The sequence below is a fragment of the Nocardia sputorum genome (assembly GCF_027924405.1).
Lineage (GTDB): Bacteria > Actinomycetota > Actinomycetes > Mycobacteriales > Mycobacteriaceae > Nocardia > Nocardia sputorum.
The window spans coordinates 5,140,163-5,156,757 of the sequence record NZ_AP026978.1 but is presented as its reverse complement, the minus strand read 5'-3'; the positions used below and the strand labels follow the sequence as shown (position 1 = coordinate 5,156,757).

16 protein-coding genes and 1 tRNA gene are annotated in these 16,595 nt (G+C 67.7%); 10 read left to right on the top strand and 7 right to left on the bottom strand.

The window, feature by feature from the left end:
• The first annotated feature begins 145 nt into the window (after positions 1-145).
• Positions 146-1,042, top strand: coding sequence for an alpha/beta fold hydrolase (locus QMG86_RS23335; protein WP_281874812.1), 897 nt, complete (start codon positions 146-148; stop codon positions 1,040-1,042).
• Positions 1,043-1,086: 44 nt separating this feature from the next.
• Here QMG86_RS23335 and QMG86_RS23330 read toward each other — a convergent pair whose 3' ends face one another.
• The gene (locus QMG86_RS23330) at positions 1,087-2,478 is read right to left on the bottom strand and encodes a WS/DGAT/MGAT family O-acyltransferase (RefSeq protein ID WP_281874811.1); all 1,392 of its coding nucleotides are present in this window, start codon (positions 2,476-2,478) and stop codon (positions 1,087-1,089) included.
• A gap of 197 nt (positions 2,479-2,675) precedes the next feature.
• On the opposite strand from QMG86_RS23330, the gene QMG86_RS23325 reads away from it, so the two are divergent.
• Genes QMG86_RS23325 through QMG86_RS23315 form a run of 3 tightly spaced genes read left to right on the top strand, consistent with a single transcriptional unit; the run spans position 2,676 to position 6,486 of the window.
• The gene (locus QMG86_RS23325; protein ID WP_281874809.1) at positions 2,676-3,578 is read left to right on the top strand and encodes a metal-dependent hydrolase; all 903 of its coding nucleotides are present in this window, start codon (positions 2,676-2,678) and stop codon (positions 3,576-3,578) included.
• Positions 3,579-3,598: 20 nt separating this feature from the next.
• A complete protein-coding gene (locus QMG86_RS23320; protein WP_434086213.1) occupies positions 3,599-4,678 on the top strand; it encodes a PDR/VanB family oxidoreductase in 1,080 nt (359 codons plus the stop codon).
• A gap of 26 nt (positions 4,679-4,704) precedes the next feature.
• Complete coding sequence (locus QMG86_RS23315) at positions 4,705-6,486, top strand: SDR family oxidoreductase (protein WP_434086121.1); 1,782 nt, start codon at positions 4,705-4,707, stop codon at positions 6,484-6,486.
• Here the strand turns inward: QMG86_RS23315 and QMG86_RS23310 are convergent, their stop codons facing one another.
• On the bottom strand, positions 6,487-6,999 hold the full coding sequence (locus tag QMG86_RS23310) for a UCP032817 domain-containing protein (protein WP_281874807.1): 513 nt from the start codon (positions 6,997-6,999) through the stop codon (positions 6,487-6,489). It abuts the gene before it with no gap.
• Positions 7,000-7,045: 46 nt separating this feature from the next.
• Here QMG86_RS23310 and QMG86_RS23305 point away from each other — a divergent pair, with 46 nt between their 5' ends.
• The 3 genes from QMG86_RS23305 to QMG86_RS23295 all read left to right on the top strand — a co-directional run bounded on the left by QMG86_RS23305 (position 7,046) and on the right by QMG86_RS23295 (position 8,773).
• Positions 7,046-7,471 carry a hypothetical protein gene (locus QMG86_RS23305; RefSeq protein ID WP_281874806.1) on the top strand — a complete coding sequence of 142 codons (426 nt, stop codon included), beginning with the start codon at positions 7,046-7,048 and terminating at the stop codon, positions 7,469-7,471.
• Positions 7,472-7,551: 80 nt separating this feature from the next.
• Positions 7,552-8,547 carry a zinc-binding dehydrogenase gene (locus tag QMG86_RS23300; RefSeq protein WP_281874805.1) on the top strand — a complete coding sequence of 332 codons (996 nt, stop codon included), beginning with the start codon at positions 7,552-7,554 and terminating at the stop codon, positions 8,545-8,547.
• A gap of 64 nt (positions 8,548-8,611) precedes the next feature.
• Positions 8,612-8,773, top strand: a complete 162-nt coding sequence (locus QMG86_RS23295; protein ID WP_281874804.1) for a hypothetical protein — start codon at positions 8,612-8,614, stop codon at positions 8,771-8,773.
• On the opposite strand, the gene QMG86_RS23290 is transcribed toward QMG86_RS23295, so the two are convergent.
• The gene (locus QMG86_RS23290) at positions 8,758-9,207 is read right to left on the bottom strand and encodes a nitroreductase/quinone reductase family protein (protein ID WP_281874803.1); all 450 of its coding nucleotides are present in this window, start codon (positions 9,205-9,207) and stop codon (positions 8,758-8,760) included. The genes QMG86_RS23295 and QMG86_RS23290 overlap by 16 nt on opposite strands.
• A 111-nt stretch (positions 9,208-9,318) precedes the next feature.
• Between QMG86_RS23290 and QMG86_RS23285 the strand changes: the two genes are divergently transcribed.
• The 3 genes from QMG86_RS23285 to QMG86_RS23275 all read left to right on the top strand — a co-directional run bounded on the left by QMG86_RS23285 (position 9,319) and on the right by QMG86_RS23275 (position 10,819).
• Positions 9,319-9,392, top strand: a tRNA-Ile gene (locus QMG86_RS23285).
• Positions 9,393-9,883: 491 nt separating this feature from the next.
• Positions 9,884-10,408, top strand: a complete 525-nt coding sequence (locus QMG86_RS23280) for a tyrosine-type recombinase/integrase (RefSeq protein WP_281874802.1) — start codon at positions 9,884-9,886, stop codon at positions 10,406-10,408.
• Positions 10,409-10,621: 213 nt separating this feature from the next.
• The gene (locus tag QMG86_RS23275; RefSeq protein ID WP_281874801.1) at positions 10,622-10,819 is read left to right on the top strand and encodes a hypothetical protein; all 198 of its coding nucleotides are present in this window, start codon (positions 10,622-10,624) and stop codon (positions 10,817-10,819) included.
• Positions 10,820-11,651: 832 nt separating this feature from the next.
• On the opposite strand, the gene istB is transcribed toward QMG86_RS23275, so the two are convergent.
• The 4 genes from istB to QMG86_RS23255 form a co-directional block, all read right to left on the bottom strand.
• Entirely contained in the window at positions 11,652-12,440 is a 789-nt protein-coding gene (gene istB, locus QMG86_RS23270; RefSeq protein WP_281873984.1) for an IS21-like element helper ATPase IstB, read from the bottom strand.
• Entirely contained in the window at positions 12,440-13,663 is a 1,224-nt protein-coding gene (istA, locus tag QMG86_RS23265; protein ID WP_434086196.1) for an IS21 family transposase, read from the bottom strand. Before istA ends, istB begins: the two co-directional genes overlap by 1 nt.
• Before the next feature lie 436 nt (positions 13,664-14,099).
• Positions 14,100-15,284, bottom strand: coding sequence for an alpha/beta fold hydrolase (locus QMG86_RS23260; protein WP_281874800.1), 1,185 nt, complete (start codon positions 15,282-15,284; stop codon positions 14,100-14,102).
• A gap of 124 nt (positions 15,285-15,408) precedes the next feature.
• Complete coding sequence (locus tag QMG86_RS23255; protein ID WP_281874799.1) at positions 15,409-16,482, bottom strand: alpha/beta hydrolase; 1,074 nt, start codon at positions 16,480-16,482, stop codon at positions 15,409-15,411.
• Positions 16,483-16,595: the final 113 nt, after the last annotated feature.

The following is a 16,595-nucleotide window of genomic DNA, read 5'->3' as shown; positions in this document are numbered from 1 at the left end:
CGGGATCACCGCACGGTGGGGCGCGCAGACGCGGGGCAGCCCTCGTGTGTCGCCGAGGAACCCGGCAGCCCGGGCGCGAAGGTGTGCCATGATCGTATAGAACACGTTCTAAAACGTCTTGCGGTGCGATCCAGGGAGGTGCCTCATGACGAACTCCGGCCGAAGCGTGACGCGGTTGGGTGGACGCTTCCGGGTGCCGGACATCGCCGAGGTGCCCGGTGGCCGTCTGGTCGATCTGGCGGGCCGGGGCCGCACCTACGTCGTCGACATCCCGGGGCCGAAGGACGCACCCACGCTGGTGCTCCTGCATGCCACCGCCTGCACCGCGTACCTCACCTGGTTCCCCTCGCTGGCGGCGCTGGCGCGGCGATACCGGGTGGTCCTGTTCGACCAGCGCTGGCACGGGCGCGGCATCCGCTCCGAGCGGTTCGCTCTGGAGGACTGCGCCGACGACGTGGCGGCCGTGCTCGACGCGCTGAGCATCGACCGCGCCATCTGCGCCGGGTTCTCCCTCGGCGGAATCGTGAGTCTGCTGGCCGGGCGCCGCCATCCGGATCGGGTGAGCGGGCTGGTGCTGTGCGCGACGCCCTACCGGTTCCGGGAGAAATGGCGCGAGCAAGCTTTCCATCGAACGTTCGGCGCCTTCGCCGCCGCGGTGGGGCCGTATTCCTATCGCCGTGCCGAGAAGCTGGCGGGCCGCCTGCCCGAGCTTCCGGTGGTCACCTGGGCGCCGGGGCGGCTGGATCGGTGGGCGTTCGGCGAGTTCCGCAGCACCAGCGGGTGGGCGCTCACCCAGATTCTGGCCGTGGTCGGGCAGTTCGACGCGACCGCGTGGCTGCCCAGCCTGACGATGCCGACGGCCGTGGTCGTCACCACGCGGGACCGGGCGATTCCGGTCTATCGGCAGGTGGAGATGGCGACCATGATCCCGGGGGCGAGTATGCACCGTGTGGCGGCCGGGCACGCGTGCTGCGTGCTCGAGGCCGACCGTTTCGTGCCGGTGTTGCTCGAAGCCTGCGAGGCCGTCGCCGCGCGGATCTGAATCGGCGCCCTGTCCGGCGACAGTGGCGGACAGGGAACCAGCGCTCAGCCCGATTTCCGTGCCGCGGACAACAATTCGGTGACCACACCGGGAACGGCGTCGGCGAGCGTCGCGATGTCGGGCACCAGTTCCTTGCAGGCGATGAAGCCGAAGTTCAGCTTGTCGTTGTTCGACAGCACGGTCACCGAAAGGCCCGCGCCGTGGAACACCGGCCCGAACGGGTACATCCCGTCCACCCGAATACCGAGGAAGTACAGCGGCATCGGCGGCCCGGGCACGTTGGAGACCACCAGGTTGTGCACCACCGGGTGCATCTCCGCCAGCTTGAGCGACGAGTACATCCGCGCCGCGAGCCGGAAGGCGTTCGGCGGAGCGTACTTCGACCAGTCCTGCAGGAAGTCCGCGCCGATCACTTCGTGCTCTTCCTTGGCCCCGCGATTGGCCTCGGCCACCTCGCGCAAGCGCTCCACCGGGTCGGCGATGTCGGTGCCGAGTCGCGCGAACAGCGCGGAGACCTTGTTGATGCCCGCGGTGTGCCGCGTCGACTCGTGCACCGAGACGGGCACGGACGCGATGAGCGAACGGTCCGGCAGTTCGTCGCGCCCCGCCAGATAGTCGCGCAGCGCACCGGCGACGACGGTCAGCACCACGTCGTTCACCTTGACGCCGAACGCGGAGCGGATCTCTTTGATGGCGTCGAGTTCGACCTGGGTGAACGCGACCGCGCGGTGCGGGGTGATGGCGAGATTGAAGGGCGTGCGGGGAGCGGAGAACGGGACGGCCATGCCCGTCTTGTTCTCGCGACGGCGCTGCGCGAAGCCGGCGACCACGCCGACGGTCTTCGGCAGCATGCCGACGATGCCGGCCCGGGCCGGGAACTTCACCACCGCTTCGGCCAGCAACTGCCAGTCGTTCGGTTTCGGCTCGGGGCGCCACTGCTGCTCGGGCACCTCTTTGGTGACGCCGGGCTCCGGATCGCACAGGTGCATCATGAGGTTGGCGCCGGTGATGCCGTCCACGGCGGCGTGGTGGTATTTGCAGATCACCGCGACCTTCCCGTCGTCGAGGCCCTCCACGACGGACATCTCCCACAGCGGGCGATCGCGATCCATCGGACGGCTGGCGATGTCCCCGAGGAGTTCGGCGAGCTCGCGACGCCCGGCCGGCGCCGCGATGGCGATCCGGCGCACGTGGTAGTCGAGGTCGAAGTCGGCGTCCTCCACCCAGACGGGATGGTCGAGATTCAACGGCACCTCGTACACCCGGCGGCGCATCTGCGGGATCAGCGGAATCCGCCGGGCCAGTTCGGCTTTGAATCCCTCGAACGAATAGTCACCCGGCGACGGGTCGAGGATCAGCAGCGCGCAGACGTGCAGATGCTGGGTCCCGGTTTCCAAATAGAGAAAGCTGGCATCCAATCCGGTCAATCGTTCCATAGCAAAAGCCTACTAGAACACGTTCTAATTTTGGGCCGGATGCGGCCGGTGTGACGACTGTCGCGAAGTCGTGTCACCGTACAGCGCCGTCGTGCATTTTGTGTGTTACCCGAAGTTCTATATATGTGTATGATCCTTGCTACGGATATGTAGGAATCGCGCGACGGTTGCGGGCGCGTGCCGATCGAGGAGTATCGATGAAGCTACTTCGCAGGGCCGGGCGGCGGCCCGACACCGACCCGGGTGCCGTGGCGCTGCACGCCCGCAACGTGCGCTTCGACTGGTCGGACACGCCGCTGCGCTGGATGCCCGCCGAGCCCATCGCCTCGCACCTGATCAATTCGCTGAATCTGCTGCTGCCCGAAGGCGAACGCATGTTCTGCGCGGCGTACGCGGAGGCGCTGCCGTATGTACGGGACGAGAAGCTGCGCGAGGCGATGCTGGGATTCATCGGTCAGGAATCGATGCACGCCGAGACGCACGACAAGGTGCTGCACGACGTGCTCGCCGTGCACGGCATCGATCCCGGGCCCTACCTGCGTCAAGCCGAGTACCTGTTCCGCCGCACGCTCGGGCCGAGGGACGGCGCGGGCGTGGCCGAACGACAGGTGCTGGTCGAGCGGCTGGCTTTCATCGCCTGCCTGGAACACTTCTTCGCCTACCTGGGCGATTGGGTGCTCAACGCCGATCTGGAGCGGTTCGGCGCCGATCCCCGCATGGCGGACCTGTTCCGCTGGCACGGGGCGGAGGAAGTCGAGCACCGGCACGTCGCACACGATGTGGCCGTCTACTTCGGCGCCGGATATGTGCGGCGCGCCGGACTGATGCTGCTGGTGTTCCCGATCTTCCTGACCTTGGTGGTGCGCGGCACCAAATTCCTCGTCCACCAGGACCGGGACCTGCCCGACCTCGGCTATCCCCGGCTGCTCGCGAAAGTCTCCGGCGCGATGTGGCGCGGCGCGTTGCCGGGCGTTCCCTCCCTGTTGCGGAGTGCGCTGAGCACCTTCAAACCCGGCTACAACCCCGAGGCGGTGGGTTCCACCGCGCAGGCGGTGGCCTATCTGGCGAAATCCCCGGCGGCGCAGGCGCGGGCCTCGTGAAGTCGCCCGTTCCCGAGCGCTTGCCCGCGGATCTGTTCGGCAGGCGCGACGTCGACCGCACCGTGCGGGTGCTCGACGCGGTGGCCTCGGCGCGATTGCGCTGGACCACGCTGGTCAACCGGCGCGAGCCGCGTGCTCGGGTGGACGACCGGCGGCTGGCGCTCGTGGTCACCGACCGGCGGATCGAGGCGCACGACCAGGACGTCGTCAGCCTGCGGCTGGCCGCCCCCGACGGGCGCGCGCTGCCGCCTTGGCGCCCCGGCGCCCACCTCGACCTGGAACTGCCGTCCGGCCGCCTGCGGCAGTACTCGCTGTGTGGCGACCCGGCCGATGTGCGCGCCTACCGGGTGGCGGTGCGCCGGATCCCGGACGGCGGCGGCGGTTCCGTGGAGGTGCACGACGCGCTCCCGGTGGGGTCGCCGATCGTGGCGCGCGGCCCGCGCAACGCCTTCCCGTTCGCCGTGCCCGGTCACGGATCGCCTGCCGCGCGCCTGCATTTCGTCGCGGGCGGCATCGGCATCACGCCGATTCTGCCGATGGCCAGGCTGGCGCACCGACTCGGCATCGAATGGTCGATGGTGTACACCGGGCGCGGCCGGGACACGCTGCCGTTCCTCGCGGAGCTCACGGCGTTCGGCGACCGCGTCGCCGTGCGCACCGACGACGAGCACGGGCTCCCCGACGCGAGCGCCCTGCTGCCCGGCGTCGGGCCCGACACGGCGGTCTATTGCTGCGGTCCGGTGCCGATGATCACCGTGATCGCCGACGCCGTACGCGACATGCCGTACGTGGAACTGCATTCGGAGCGGTTCTCACCACCGCCGATCGTGAACGGCAAGCCGTTCGAGATCCAATTCGCCTCCACCGGGGAGGTCGTCGAGGTCGGTGCGGATCGCACCGCGCTCGACGCCGTCCTCGCCTCCCGGCCCGACCGTCCGTACTCGTGCAGGCAGGGTTTCTGCCGCACGTGCAAGGTCCGGGTGCTGGCCGGCGAACCCGACCACCGCGACAGCGTCCTCACCGATGCCGAACGCGAGGCGGGCGCGATGCTCGTCTGCGTCTCGCGCGCCGACGGCGGCCGCCTCGTGCTCGATCTGTGATCCGGCTTCCGAGCCGGTCGAGGAGAATGATGACCACTACCGAAATCGCCGAACTCCCGGCGGTCGAACGAACTGTGCGCAGCGGCGAATTCGACCTCGCCGTCTACGAATACGGCGACCCGGCCGCGGAAACCGTGGTGCTGGTGCACGGCTGGCCCGACACCCACCACCTCTGGGACGCGGTGGTGCCGAAGCTGGCCCAGCGCTTCCACGTCGTCGCCTACGACACCCGCGGGCACGGGCGCTCCACCCGCACCCGGCGCACCGCCGATTTCCGGCTCGATCGCTTGGCCGCGGACTTCTACGCCGTCGCCGAGGCGGTGAGCCCCGACCGGCCGGTGCACGTGCTCGCCCACGACTGGGGTTCGGTGCAGGTATGGGAAGCGGTGTGCGAGCCTCGCGCGGCCGACCGGATCGCGTCGTTCACCTCCGTCTCCGGGCCGAACCTGGACCACATCGGCAAGTGGTTTCGCAACCGGCTGGCCCGCCCTACACCGCGCAACGTGTGGCAGCCGTTCACCCAGTTGCTCTCGTCGGCCTACACCTTCTTCTTCATGACCCCCGGGCTGCCGCGCGCCACCTTCGGCCTGGTCGGGACCGAACGCTTCTGGCGGCGCGTCGTCTCCATCATGAACGAGACCGCGCCGTCGAACGTGCGCCTCGGTCCGACCTTCCGCGCCGACATCGTCGACGGACTGCTGATCTACCGCGCGAACATCGTGCAACGCATGCTCGCTCCGCGCGAGCGGCGCACCGAAGTGCCGGTGCAGCTGATCGTCGCCGGACGCGACGTCGCCGTGCGACCCGCGGGATTCGACGACGAACACAAGTGGACCGAGCGGTTGTGGCGGCGGGACGTGGCCGCCGGGCACTGGATGCCGTTCTCGCATCCGGAACTGCTGGCCACCGCGACCACCGAACTGATCGACACACTCGGCGGCGCGGCGGCGCCACGGACCCTGCGTCGCGCCGAAGTGGGCCGCACCGCGCGGCCGTTCGAAGACCAGCTGGTGGTCATCACCGGCGCGGGCAGCGGAATCGGCCGTGCGACCGCGCTCGCGCTGGCCCGTCGTGGCGCCGAGGTCGTCGTCTCCGACATCGATGTCGCGGCGGCGAAGCAGACCGCCGAGCTGATCGTCGCCGAATGCGGTGTCGCGCACGCCTATTCGCTCGATGTCGCCGACGAAGGCTCGATGCGGGCGCACGCCGCGACGGTGCTGCGAACCCACGGCGTGCCGGACATCCTGATCAACAACGCCGGGATCGGTCAGGCCGGTGGATTCTTCGAGACCTCGGCGGAGGAATTCGACCGGGTGCTGCGGATCAACCTCGGCGGCGTGGTGAACGGCTGTCGCGCGTTCGGCCCGGCCATGGCCGAACGCGGCCTCGGCGGGCACATCGTGAATCTCTCCAGCATGGCGGCCTACAGCCCGCAGCAGGGGTTCAGCGCCTATTCCACCAGCAAGTCGGCGGTGTTCATGTTCTCCGATTGTCTGCGAGCCGAAGTGGCCGGTCGCGGGATCTCGGTGCACACCATCTGCCCCGGCATCGTGCACACCGATATCGTGCGCCGCACCCGGTTCTCCGGTGTCAGCGCGGAGGAGGAGAAACGCAAGCAGGAGCGCTACGACAACCTCTACCGGATGCGGCGCTACGGCCCGGAGAAGGTGGCCGAGCGGATCGTGCGGGCCGTCGAGGGCAATCGCAGCATCGTGCCGGTGACACCGGAGGCCCACGTGCAGTATCACTTCGGGCGGCTCGCGCCGGGCGTCGTCCGATTCCTGGCGGCGCGGGTGAAACTGACCTGATCAGGAGGCGAGGGTGCGGGCGAGTTCGGCCTCGACGGCCTCGACTCGCTCGCGCTCGATGCCCCACGGGTGCTCGACGCCCACCCGGCGATCCAGATCCCACAGCACGCATTCCTCGCCCGGCACGGCCACGAACGACCACGCCACCACGGTGCGGCCGAGTTGCTCGGCCATGGTCCCGTGCGCCGGGTTCGGCGGCCCGTCCCCTTCCGGAAAGTGGTGCAGGAAGCGGCCGTAGGCGGTGGCGCAGAAATCGGCGTAGCGCTTGGTGCAGAGGATGAACCCGTGCCATGCCTCGTCCACCGCGTGCGACGGCATGCCGATCACCCGATCGTCACGCATGGCGGCGCCGCAGCACAGCAACCACTGCCGCAAACCCGTGTCCACCAATTCCCGTGGCTGCCACGGACAGGTCTTGTAGACGGCTTCTGGCAGTTCCAACGCGTCGACGGCGGTGCGGACGGCCGTCAGGTCGATCTCGCGCGGCGGGGGTCGACGGAACCTGAAGTTCACCACAGTTCACTGTACGTGCGCGCCGATGTGCCGCTACCGTTCTGACATGAGCGCACTCATCCTTCTGTTCATCCTCTTGATGGTGCTGCTCCTCGTAGCGGTCCCGATCATCGTCGTGGTCGTGATCATCCGCTCGCAGCGAAACCGGTTCATGCCGCCGCCACCCTATGGGGGGTGGGGCGGCTACCGAAGCGGGGGATCCAACGAGGGGGGTTCCACAGATCCGTTCTGGGCGGCCGGCGGCGCCGGTTTGTTCGGCGGATTCGACCAGCCGCACGGCGGTGGCGGCGGGCATCACCACCACCATCACGACCATCATCACCACGGCAGTAGCTGCGGCGGCGGAAGCGGCAGCAGTTGCGGTGGCGGAAGCAGTTCCAGCTGTGGTGGCGGAAGCAGTTCCAGTTGCGGCGGGGGCAGCAGTTCCAGCTGTGGCGGGGGCAGCAGTTCCAGTTGCGGCGGCGGTTCCTGACCCAGGATTTGACCTCAACACGACTTGAGGTTTCATGCTGATCTTCGTCCGATACGGCAAGAAACGACGAAGGATGTGTCATGCGGGCTGTGCAAGCCAGTGAGTTCGGCGGACCGGAAGTGCTCGCGGTGCGCGAGCTACCGGATCCGGTGGCCGGACCGGGGGAGGTGGTCATCGATGTGGCCGCCGCGGACGTGATGTTCCTGGACACTCGGCTGCGGTCGGGCTGGGGAACCGATTTCTTCGCGATCGAGCTGCCCTACGTGCCCGGCGGCGCGGTCGCCGGGGTGGTGGCGTCGGTCGGGCCCGACGTCGATCCCGCCTGGGTGGGCAAGCGAGTGTCGACGCCCACCGCCGCCAGCGGCATCGGCGGGGGCTTGCCGATCGGCGGATACGCCGAGAAGGCGCTGGCCAAGGCGGACACGCTGGTGGCCTTGCCCGACGGGCTGACCGCGACGCAGGCCGTCGCGCTCACCCACGACGGCAGGACCGCGCTGGCCGTGTTCGACCGCGCCGCCGTCCAGCCGGGGGAGTGGGTCTTGATCACCGCCGCGGCCGGTGGGCTGGGCGTCCTGCTGATCCAGCTGGCCCGTGCGGCCGGCGCGAACGTCGTCGCGGCCGCGCGCGGCGCCCAGAAGCTGGAACTGGCCGAGCGGCTCGGCGCGACCGCGGTGGTCGACTACTCCGCGCCCGACTGGGCGGAGAAGGCGCGGGCGGCGACCGGGGGAGCGGGCGCGCACGTGGTGCTCGACGGCGCGGGCGGAGCGCTCGGAGAGGCCGCGCTCACGGTCGTCGCGGATGGTGGGCGTTTCCTCGGATACGGCGCTGCCGCAGGCGAATTCGCCGCCCTGGACCGGGAGGCCGCGGCGGCGCGCGGTGTCACCGTCTACGGGCTGTTCGACATCACCGGCGCGGACGTCGATTGGCAGGCGCTGGCCCGGCGCGCTCAGGAGGAGGTCGCCGCCGGGCGCTTGGAGGTCGTCGTCGGCCAGACCTTCCCGCTCCACGAAGCCGATCGGGCGCATGCCGCCATCGAGTCGCGGGCAGCGTTAGGGCGCACTTTGTTAACAGTGTGAATAAAGCGGCGAACTGGACAATTGACGTAGTGCGCGGTCCCGGCGACGGCGCTAGGGTGCCGGGGTGGAAACTCTGCTCGTCGTCGTTATCGTCATCGTGGTCCTCGGCTTCGTGGTCGCTGTCGTGCAGTTCGCCAGCCGCCCACCGAAGGAAGCCGAGCCATGGGACGACCATGACGAGGCCGAGGACTACGACGACTGGGACGAGGACTATCGCGAGGGCTGACCCTGCTCCGCCGGGGTCAGCACCACGACCGCGATGGGCCGCTTGGTCAGCTTCTGATAGGCGCTGTAGCGACCCTTGTTCACCTTGTCGACGAGCGCCCACCGCCGGGCGTATTCGGGATCGTCCGGCAGCGTCGCCCGGGCCCGCACCGTCAGTTTCCGCCGCCCGACCTGGATCTCGCACTCCGGTCGTGCCTTCAGGTTCGCCAGCCACCCCGGCGGCCGCGGCGACCCGCCGTTGGACGCCGTGACCAGATAGTTCTCGCCGTCGCGCGCGTAGGTCAGCGCCGAAGTCCGCTCCTTGCCGGACTTGCGCCCCACCGTCCGCAGCAGCAGCGTCGGATTCCCCAGCAGCAGCCGATGCCCCACCAGCCCACCGCTGTTCTCGTACACCCACTGATGCGCCTTCAGCACCTTCGTGAACAGACCGGCCATACCTGACCCTCCAGTAAGTTTCCGACCCACCCACCCTAGGCCATCCACTCCGACTGGTCCCCGACCCGTCGGACCCGGTAGCATCCCCAACGCCTGCGGTTCCCGCGGCACGGGGCGGTAGCTCAGTCGGTTAGAGCCGTGGACTCATAATCCATTGGTCGCGGGTTCGAGCCCCGCCCGCCCCACAAATAGCCTTTGACCAGCGGAAACGCTGAACACGACAGCCGAGTTGGTTCAGAACAGCGCTCCGACAGCAATGTATTTCGCCGCTGAATCCGGACACGGGGCTGGATCTGGACGACATCCGAGAGCTTGCGGAGGACTTCGCGACGGGGCTGCGTCGTAAGGACCGGAGCAAGCAGACCATCGATGGTTACCTCACCCGAATTCGGTACTTCGCGGAACGTGAGCTGCCGACCACGGCGCCGGACATCACCCGCGCCCACATCGGCGGTTACATCGAGGACCTGCTCACGCGGCCCAATCGGCGCACCGGTGAGCCGTTGTCGCCGGAGTACGCACGCGGTCAGTACCGCTCGCTGCAACAGTTCTTCAAGTACCTCACGGCTGAAGAGATCATCGACACGAATCCGTTCGACAAGATGAGTCCGCCCACGGTCCCCGATCAGCAGGTGCCCGTGCCGAGCATGGACGCGGTGAAAGCTCTTCTCGCAGAGTGCGATGGCGCGATTCTGCCGACCGACGTGATAACGCCATCATCCGGTTGTTCGCCGATACCGGGATTCGGTGCGGCGAACTCGCCCCGCTCGAGGTGGACGCGCTCGACTTCAACGAGAACACCGTGCTGGTGATCGGCAAGGGCGGCCGAACGCGCACGTGTCCGTTCGGCGACAAGACCCGAACGGCGTTGCGGAGATACCTCCGAGTGCGTGCGAAGCATCTCGGCGCCAAGAACGACAATCCAGCTCTGTGGCTCGGTTACCGCGGAGTGATGACCGACTCCGGCATCCGCCAGATGCTCGAGCGTCGATGCGACGCGGCCGGCATCGAACGTCTCCATCCTCATCAGCTCCGCCACTTCTTCGCACATACCTGGCTCGACAGCGGCGGCCAGGAGCAAGACCTCATGATGCTCGCCGGATGGCGATCGCTTCAGATACTTGCACCATACGGTGCCGCGGTGGCCGACAGCCGTGCGAAGTCGGCGCATCGGCGGGCGCGACTGGGAGACAAGCTGTAGTGAAACCCGGACGGCGAACGCATCAGCTGTCTGCATTCGACACCATCAGTAAAGGCTGTACAGGCACTATGGAGTCCATGACCCTGTACCCGTAGCGGCCGAGCGGTGCCGATGGACCTTGTGTGTCCCGCTGCATCCATCCGCCACGGCTGCGGGAAAGTAGGTCGGAAAACTTGGTCCGATCGGCACCGAGCGCCGCGGCATCGTGGTCTGGTGATCTGGCCCGACGTGGCATCGGTATTGCCGCTGTTCGACCAGGTACGCGCGGCCGACGTGGACGCCGTCGTGGTGCCCGGCCCGGAACACCTCGGCCCGCTGGAGTTGAACCGGGTAATGGACGTGGCCGACGTGGAAACGGTGCTACCCCGCTTGTCGTTCGCGCGCTGGTCGGCAGTGCGGGCCGGGCGTTGATCGTGCTCGGGTTCGTGGTCGCGGTCGGCCTGCCGCTGGCCGTGCTGGCCTGGGCGATCGCGTGGCCCGAATCGACGGCCCGCCAAGCCGAGGCCGAGCGAGAATTTCACGGCGGCAACGGCTGCCGGTTCGGCGCGGCTCACGAGATGGGGGACCACAAACTTTTGAGCTGGCTGTGGTTCCGCGTGCCCTTCGATCGGCTTCATTTCATGGCGTGCGTCCGCTCTGGGCCACTCCCTTTTTCTGAATCGAGAAGAAGGAGAACACCATGTAGATTCGCCACATCGCAACCACGGGACTTGCCGCGTTGGCTGTGGTCAGCGCCGGAGTTGCCATGCGAGCGCCCATGACTGCCGCTGATCCGGAAGGGTCTCGGTCGCGCACCTTCGCTATCCACGAGCGCCGACCATGGGTTCAGACTGGACGCGGCGAACCTGCTGTCATCGGTGGTGGTTACGCGGATTGTGTGCCCGCACCGGAGTGGTTCCGCGTGGACTTGACCTTGGAGTTCAAGAAGGCTGGTAGCGACTGGGAGGTTCGCGGGGCGGAGAGTGATGAGCAGATTCCGAACCCACGGTTGAATATTGCGGCGTGGGCTCCATGTGAGTCCGGTGCGTGGCGGGTTGTTGCTAGGGGTCAGGTTGAAGGAGTACCGCGCGAACCGCGTCAGTTCACCGTCAAGACTCAGGCACACATTCTCAGTTGCTGAGTGAGGACAGACATGAGAGTTCGTCGAGACCCGATGGCGGTATATGAGCGGCTTCCGGTGTGTCGACGCTCTTCGAAATGTAGGCCGGTGGCGCTCGTTGAAGATCGGCCACTTGGTGGTTGTTTAGTCTGCCGTGTTGTCTGTCCGCATGGACGGGAGTGTGTCGATTTCGGTGTTGCGGAGTCGGTAGCTGTTTCCTTTCAAGGTCAGGACGTCGGCGTGGTGGACGATTCGGTCGATCATCGCCGCGGCAACGACGTGGTCGGAGAACACGTCGCCCCAGCGGGAGAACGGCAGGTTCGAGGTCAGGATCAGCGAGGCGTGTTCGTAGCGGCTGGAGACCAGTTGGAAGAACAGGTTCGCTGCGTCTTGTTCGAAGGGGATGTATCCGACCTCGTCGACGATCAGTAGTCCGTAGCGGCGGAGTTTGGCCAGTTCGGCGGCGAGGCGGCCGTGCTGGTGGGCGGTTTGTAGGCGGGTGACCCATTCGACGGCGGTGGCGAACAGGACGCGGTGGCCGTGGTGGGCGGCGGCGATACCCAGCCCGATCGACAGGTGGGTTTTGCCGGTTCCCGGTGGCCCGAGTAGCACCACGTTCTGGGCTTTGGTGATGAACTGGCCGGTGCCCAGATGTGCGATGGTGTCGCGCTTGAGGGCGGGCTGGTGGTCGAAGTTGAATTCCTCGATCGCTTTGCGGGCGGGGAATCCTGCTGCGCGGATCCGGATTTCGGCGCCGGAGGACTCTCGGGATGCCACTTCGCGGGACAGGACCGCGGCGAGGTATTCCTCATGCGTCCAGCCGGCGTCGCGGGCTTGGTCGGCCAGGCGGGCGGCGCTGTCGCGGATGCGGGGGGCCTTCAACGCGTTGGCGTAGTACTCGATCTGCTTGGCGGTATCGGCGGGTGCGGCCATCACGCGACACCCTCGCCGCCGAAGTCGACGCCGAAACAGGTGTCGTAGTCCGCGAGGTTACGCACCAACCCGCCGTCATCGACGCTGACGGTCCGAGATTGTTTGTGTCCGAATGCTTCCCGCAATTGCGCAGCGGTGTGGACATGGGTGGGGTCGGTGATGGTGACCGCTTTCGACCAGGCTCTGCGGTGGGTGGCCACCAGCAGCCCGTCGCAGCGGGCGGTGACGGTATCCAGATCGGCACGAATGTCGATAAACCGTCCGATCACCGTCGGGTCGATCGAGTAGTCGTTGCCCAAGACACGCAGGTAGTAGTCACGCGGCAGCCTCGCGCGGCTGGTGAACCCGACCGCCGGGGCGATCGGCGGCAGTGTCGTCATCGCGGCCCGGTCGATGCCGACCAGCTCCGCTGGGGAACCCGCGATGCGCCGGACGTGTCGAGCGTTGGCGATCGGCAGCCACTCGGCGAGCTGGGTGTTGAAATCTCCTGGTGAACTGAACGACCGGCCGGGCAGGAACGAGGTCTCGAGATAGCCGTTCACGCGTTCGACGATGCCCTTGGACTCCGGGTCGAACGGCTTGCACTGGACGATGCGGGTGGCCAGCATCCCGGTGAACGCCACCACCCCAACGGCCAGGTGTCCGCCCTTGCCGATCCCTGATTCGTTGTCCCACAACAGCCTGCGCGGGACTTTCCCCAACTGCCCCGACAGCAGCGACCACATCCCGGCCAGCAGATCCGCGGTGGTCCGGGTCGGAATCATCATCGCAGTGATGAACCTCGAGAACGAAGCCACCATCACCAGCACCGGGGGTGTCCCGACCTGCCCGGCGCCCAACGGGATCGGTGTCGGTGGGAACCACAGATCGCACTGCGCCTGATCCCCGGGCCGATACTCCAGCCGGTCCGCCGGATCCTTCGGTGCGTACTGCGGCCGCAGGGCCGCGACTTTCTTACGGAACCACGACGGTGACCCCGCCCAGCCCACCCGCTCGGCGATCACCGACGCCGGCATCGCCGGGAACTGCGCCAGCAGCTCCCGCACCAGCGGCTCGAACTCGTCGAACGCCGAGGGACCCGACACCCGCTGGTATCGCGGCGGCGACTCCGAGGCAATCGCCCTCGACACCGTGTCCCGCGAGATGCCCAACCGGGACGCGATCGCCCGCATCGACAGGCCCTCACTCGCATGGAGATACCTGATCTGCGCCCATTCCTGCACTGAGATCACCCTTCCGATCGTGGATGGGTGGCCGATTTTCAAAGAGCGCCGGTGGCCGGATTTTCGAAGAGCGCTGACACGGTGTGGACATCGGACTGGCACCGGTTCCGGCGCCTGCTGCTCAGATTGCTGCCGCCTCCTCGTCCGCGTGGGGACATCGGTGTCAGCTACCCAGTGCGGCGGGAGCTTGGCGGCTGGACTGTCCGGCCTTCGCGGCTGGCGCCGATGCAGGTGGGTAACTCCGCCGCTACACTTCACGCGGTCCATCCCGCTGACCATGAGGACGCCGCAATAGACTGGGCATTGGAACGCATGGGCATGTGAATCGATCGGACAGCGGAAGCCCCCTCAGATTGGACGCTGAAGGAGGTTTCTGGCGTTCCACGGGGTGTTAGGGTTCAGTCCGCGCAGGCCCTACGGACGGTCTCCCGGTGGGTCAGCGGCTCGGCAGTATGTGGGCGAGAAATGCGGCTGTATCGTGGCGGGCGTGCGGCAAGAGTGTGAAGTGGTCGGCCGCGGGGTAGACAAGCAGGCGGCTGTCGGTGCCGCTTCGTTCGAGTTGTTGCTGGAGCAGGGCGGTGGTCGGGATCGGTTGCACAGTGTCGGCTCCGCCCTGCAGAAGCAGCAGCGGCCGGTCGTAGCCGGTCGTGGGCGCGGCCATGTACTCGCGGAGTGCGGCGGTCAGGGCCGGATCGGACAGGGGTTTGGCGAACAGCTGACTGAAGGGACGACCGGTGAGGGCTTGTTCCGCTGACCTCAGGCAGTCTTCCCCGGACTCCGCGATGGCCACCACATGTTTGCCTCGTTCGCTCAGGTGGTCGGCGACGCCCAGCTCTGGATGCGCGTGGTCGAGGCCGGCCAGGATCATCAAGACCCTGAGCTGCAGTCCCGCGGGGAACGGCACAGCCAGGTCCGGTCCGGAGAGTGCGGAGATCAACTGCTCGTAGTTGCTCGTCGGAGCGAATGCGGCGGTGCCGCGCAGATCGAGTTCCGGTGCGTAGCTCGAAGACAACTGTGCCGCGTGCAACACCGCATGCCCGCCGATCGAATGTCCGGCCAGCGCATAGGAATCCGATAGGTCCGGCTCGATCAGGCGGCCGGCGCGGACGATATCGAGCACCGCGTGTCCTTCCGCGCGCCCGGAAAGATACTCGTAGCGCCCGGGCGCCCCGAGCCCGATGTAGTCGGTGGCCACTACGGCGTACCCCTGGGCTAGCAGGTCGGTCAGCTGCGGTGTTTCGTCGTGTGTATCCGCGATCCCGCCGAGGAGATTGGGTGCACACCCCTGTGCCATCCCGCTCGTGCCGTGCGCCCAGGACACCACCCGCCACCCGCCCGGCGGTGCGGCCCCGGCGGGCAGGTAGACGTTTCCGCCGCTGATTGCCGGCTCGCCGTCGCGGCCGGTGGTTCGATAGACGAGCCGATACCCCTCGCCCGCTGCGGGAATGAGTTCGGTCGCTGCCAGCGACCGGGACGACACGATGGTTCCGGGGCCGCTCGAAGCTACCGGGTCCGCCGCTGCCACTCCTGCGACCGGTACCGCGCATCCGGCGACCAGCAGCGCCGAAATCGCGCGTCGCAGGGCGATCCGCACGCCTGGACCGGTTGTCGTATTTCGCATAGAACGCCTCTCAGGTAATGGGTTGAACGAAAGGACGGTGCCGGGTATGGCCGCGTCGCCGACCGGCCGTATGGCCCTCAACCGGCGGCCGGTGTCGGCACACCGCACTCGCGGGCATGAGCGACTACGCACGTCGGCCCGCTCGCCCGAACGGGAACGGTGCCGTTTCACGAACCGCCGTTAGCCCGCCAAATCGCCGACGGGTTCGGCGACTGAGGGGGCACGTCTGCTCGCCGGGCCGTGCCAGCAGGTGGGTATGGAGGTAACCGAGGATCTCGGCGCGGGCCGGCCGGGCCACGGGAACCAGTCCGGGCATGGAAAGGAAGGCGTGCACCGCCTCCGGATAGTGCGTTAGCGTCGCGTCGACGCCCGCCTGCCGCAAGCGGTCGGCGTAGGCCGGGGCCTGGTCCGCCAGCGGGTCCAGCCCGGCGGCTTGGATGAGCGCCGGGGCCGCCCCCGCGAGGTCGTCACGCAGCAAGGGGGTGATCGTCGTGCGATCGAACGGCTCGGGAATCGCGAAACGCAGCATGGCACGGCAGAAGGCCGGCGTCGGGCTCGGTGCGTCCGCGTTCTCGGTGAACGAGGGATAGCCGAATATACGGTCGGTCCAATCGAGTTGCGGATTTATCAGCACCTGCGCCCGCACCGCCAGCCCGAGCTCGCGGGCGTGGATCGCAGTAAGCGCCGCGAGCGTGGCTCCCGCGCTGGCGCCCAGCAGGGCGATTCGGGCGGGGTCCGCGCAGAACACCGGGGCTGATTCGGCCAGCTGGGCCGCGGCGTCGTGGGCGTCTTCGACGAATGCGCCGATCCGATGTTCGGGGGCCAGCCGGTAGTCGACGGAGGTGACCACGGCCGGAAGGTTTGCCGCCAAGTGCCCGAGCAGCCAATCGTCCTGTTCCGGTGCACCGCCGAGGAATCCGCCGCCGTGGAACGCGATGATCAAAGGCAGCGCCGAGTCTTCCCGTTCGGGCCGGTAGACCCGCACGTCCACGCGTCGTTGTGGGAGATCGAGTGTGTGCGTGGTGATGCGTGCGCGCTGATCAGGCTTGCCGGTGACCAGTCTGCCCAGTGCCGAGCGGCGCTTGTGGGCCTGAGCCTCACGTACCTCGATGATCTGTTCGGGGGTGATCGGATCCCAGTCCGGCTCGGTGGTCAGCGCGGACAGAATGCGAACTCGCAGTGGAACTTTGCCTCTCACGCCATCGATTCTCGATTCGGTGGGCACGTCCCGCGTCCGTCAGCGGTCGGCACTGTCTACGTCGATCCGCGTACGCAGATCGCAAACGTCTGCGTGGGAGGTCGTAGCCGCGC

What these genes read in the sequence shown, in the direction of transcription:
- QMG86_RS23335 (WP_281874812.1), top strand. Translation starts at nt 146, where the DNA reads ATGACGAACTCCGGCCGAAGCGTGACGCGGTTGGGTGGACGCTTCCGG.
- QMG86_RS23330 (WP_281874811.1), bottom strand. Translation starts at nt 2,478, where the DNA reads ATGGAACGATTGACCGGATTGGATGCCAGCTTTCTCTATTTGGAAACC.
- QMG86_RS23325 (WP_281874809.1), top strand. Translation starts at nt 2,676, where the DNA reads ATGAAGCTACTTCGCAGGGCCGGGCGGCGGCCCGACACCGACCCGGGT.
- QMG86_RS23315 (WP_434086121.1), top strand. Translation starts at nt 4,705, where the DNA reads ATGATGACCACTACCGAAATCGCCGAACTCCCGGCGGTCGAACGAACT.
- QMG86_RS23305 (WP_281874806.1), top strand. Translation starts at nt 7,046, where the DNA reads ATGAGCGCACTCATCCTTCTGTTCATCCTCTTGATGGTGCTGCTCCTC.
- QMG86_RS23300 (WP_281874805.1), top strand. Translation starts at nt 7,552, where the DNA reads ATGCGGGCTGTGCAAGCCAGTGAGTTCGGCGGACCGGAAGTGCTCGCG.
- QMG86_RS23290 (WP_281874803.1), bottom strand. Translation starts at nt 9,207, where the DNA reads ATGGCCGGTCTGTTCACGAAGGTGCTGAAGGCGCATCAGTGGGTGTAC.
- istB (WP_281873984.1), bottom strand. Translation starts at nt 12,440, where the DNA reads ATGGCCGCACCCGCCGATACCGCCAAGCAGATCGAGTACTACGCCAAC.
- QMG86_RS23260 (WP_281874800.1), bottom strand. Translation starts at nt 15,284, where the DNA reads ATGCGAAATACGACAACCGGTCCAGGCGTGCGGATCGCCCTGCGACGC.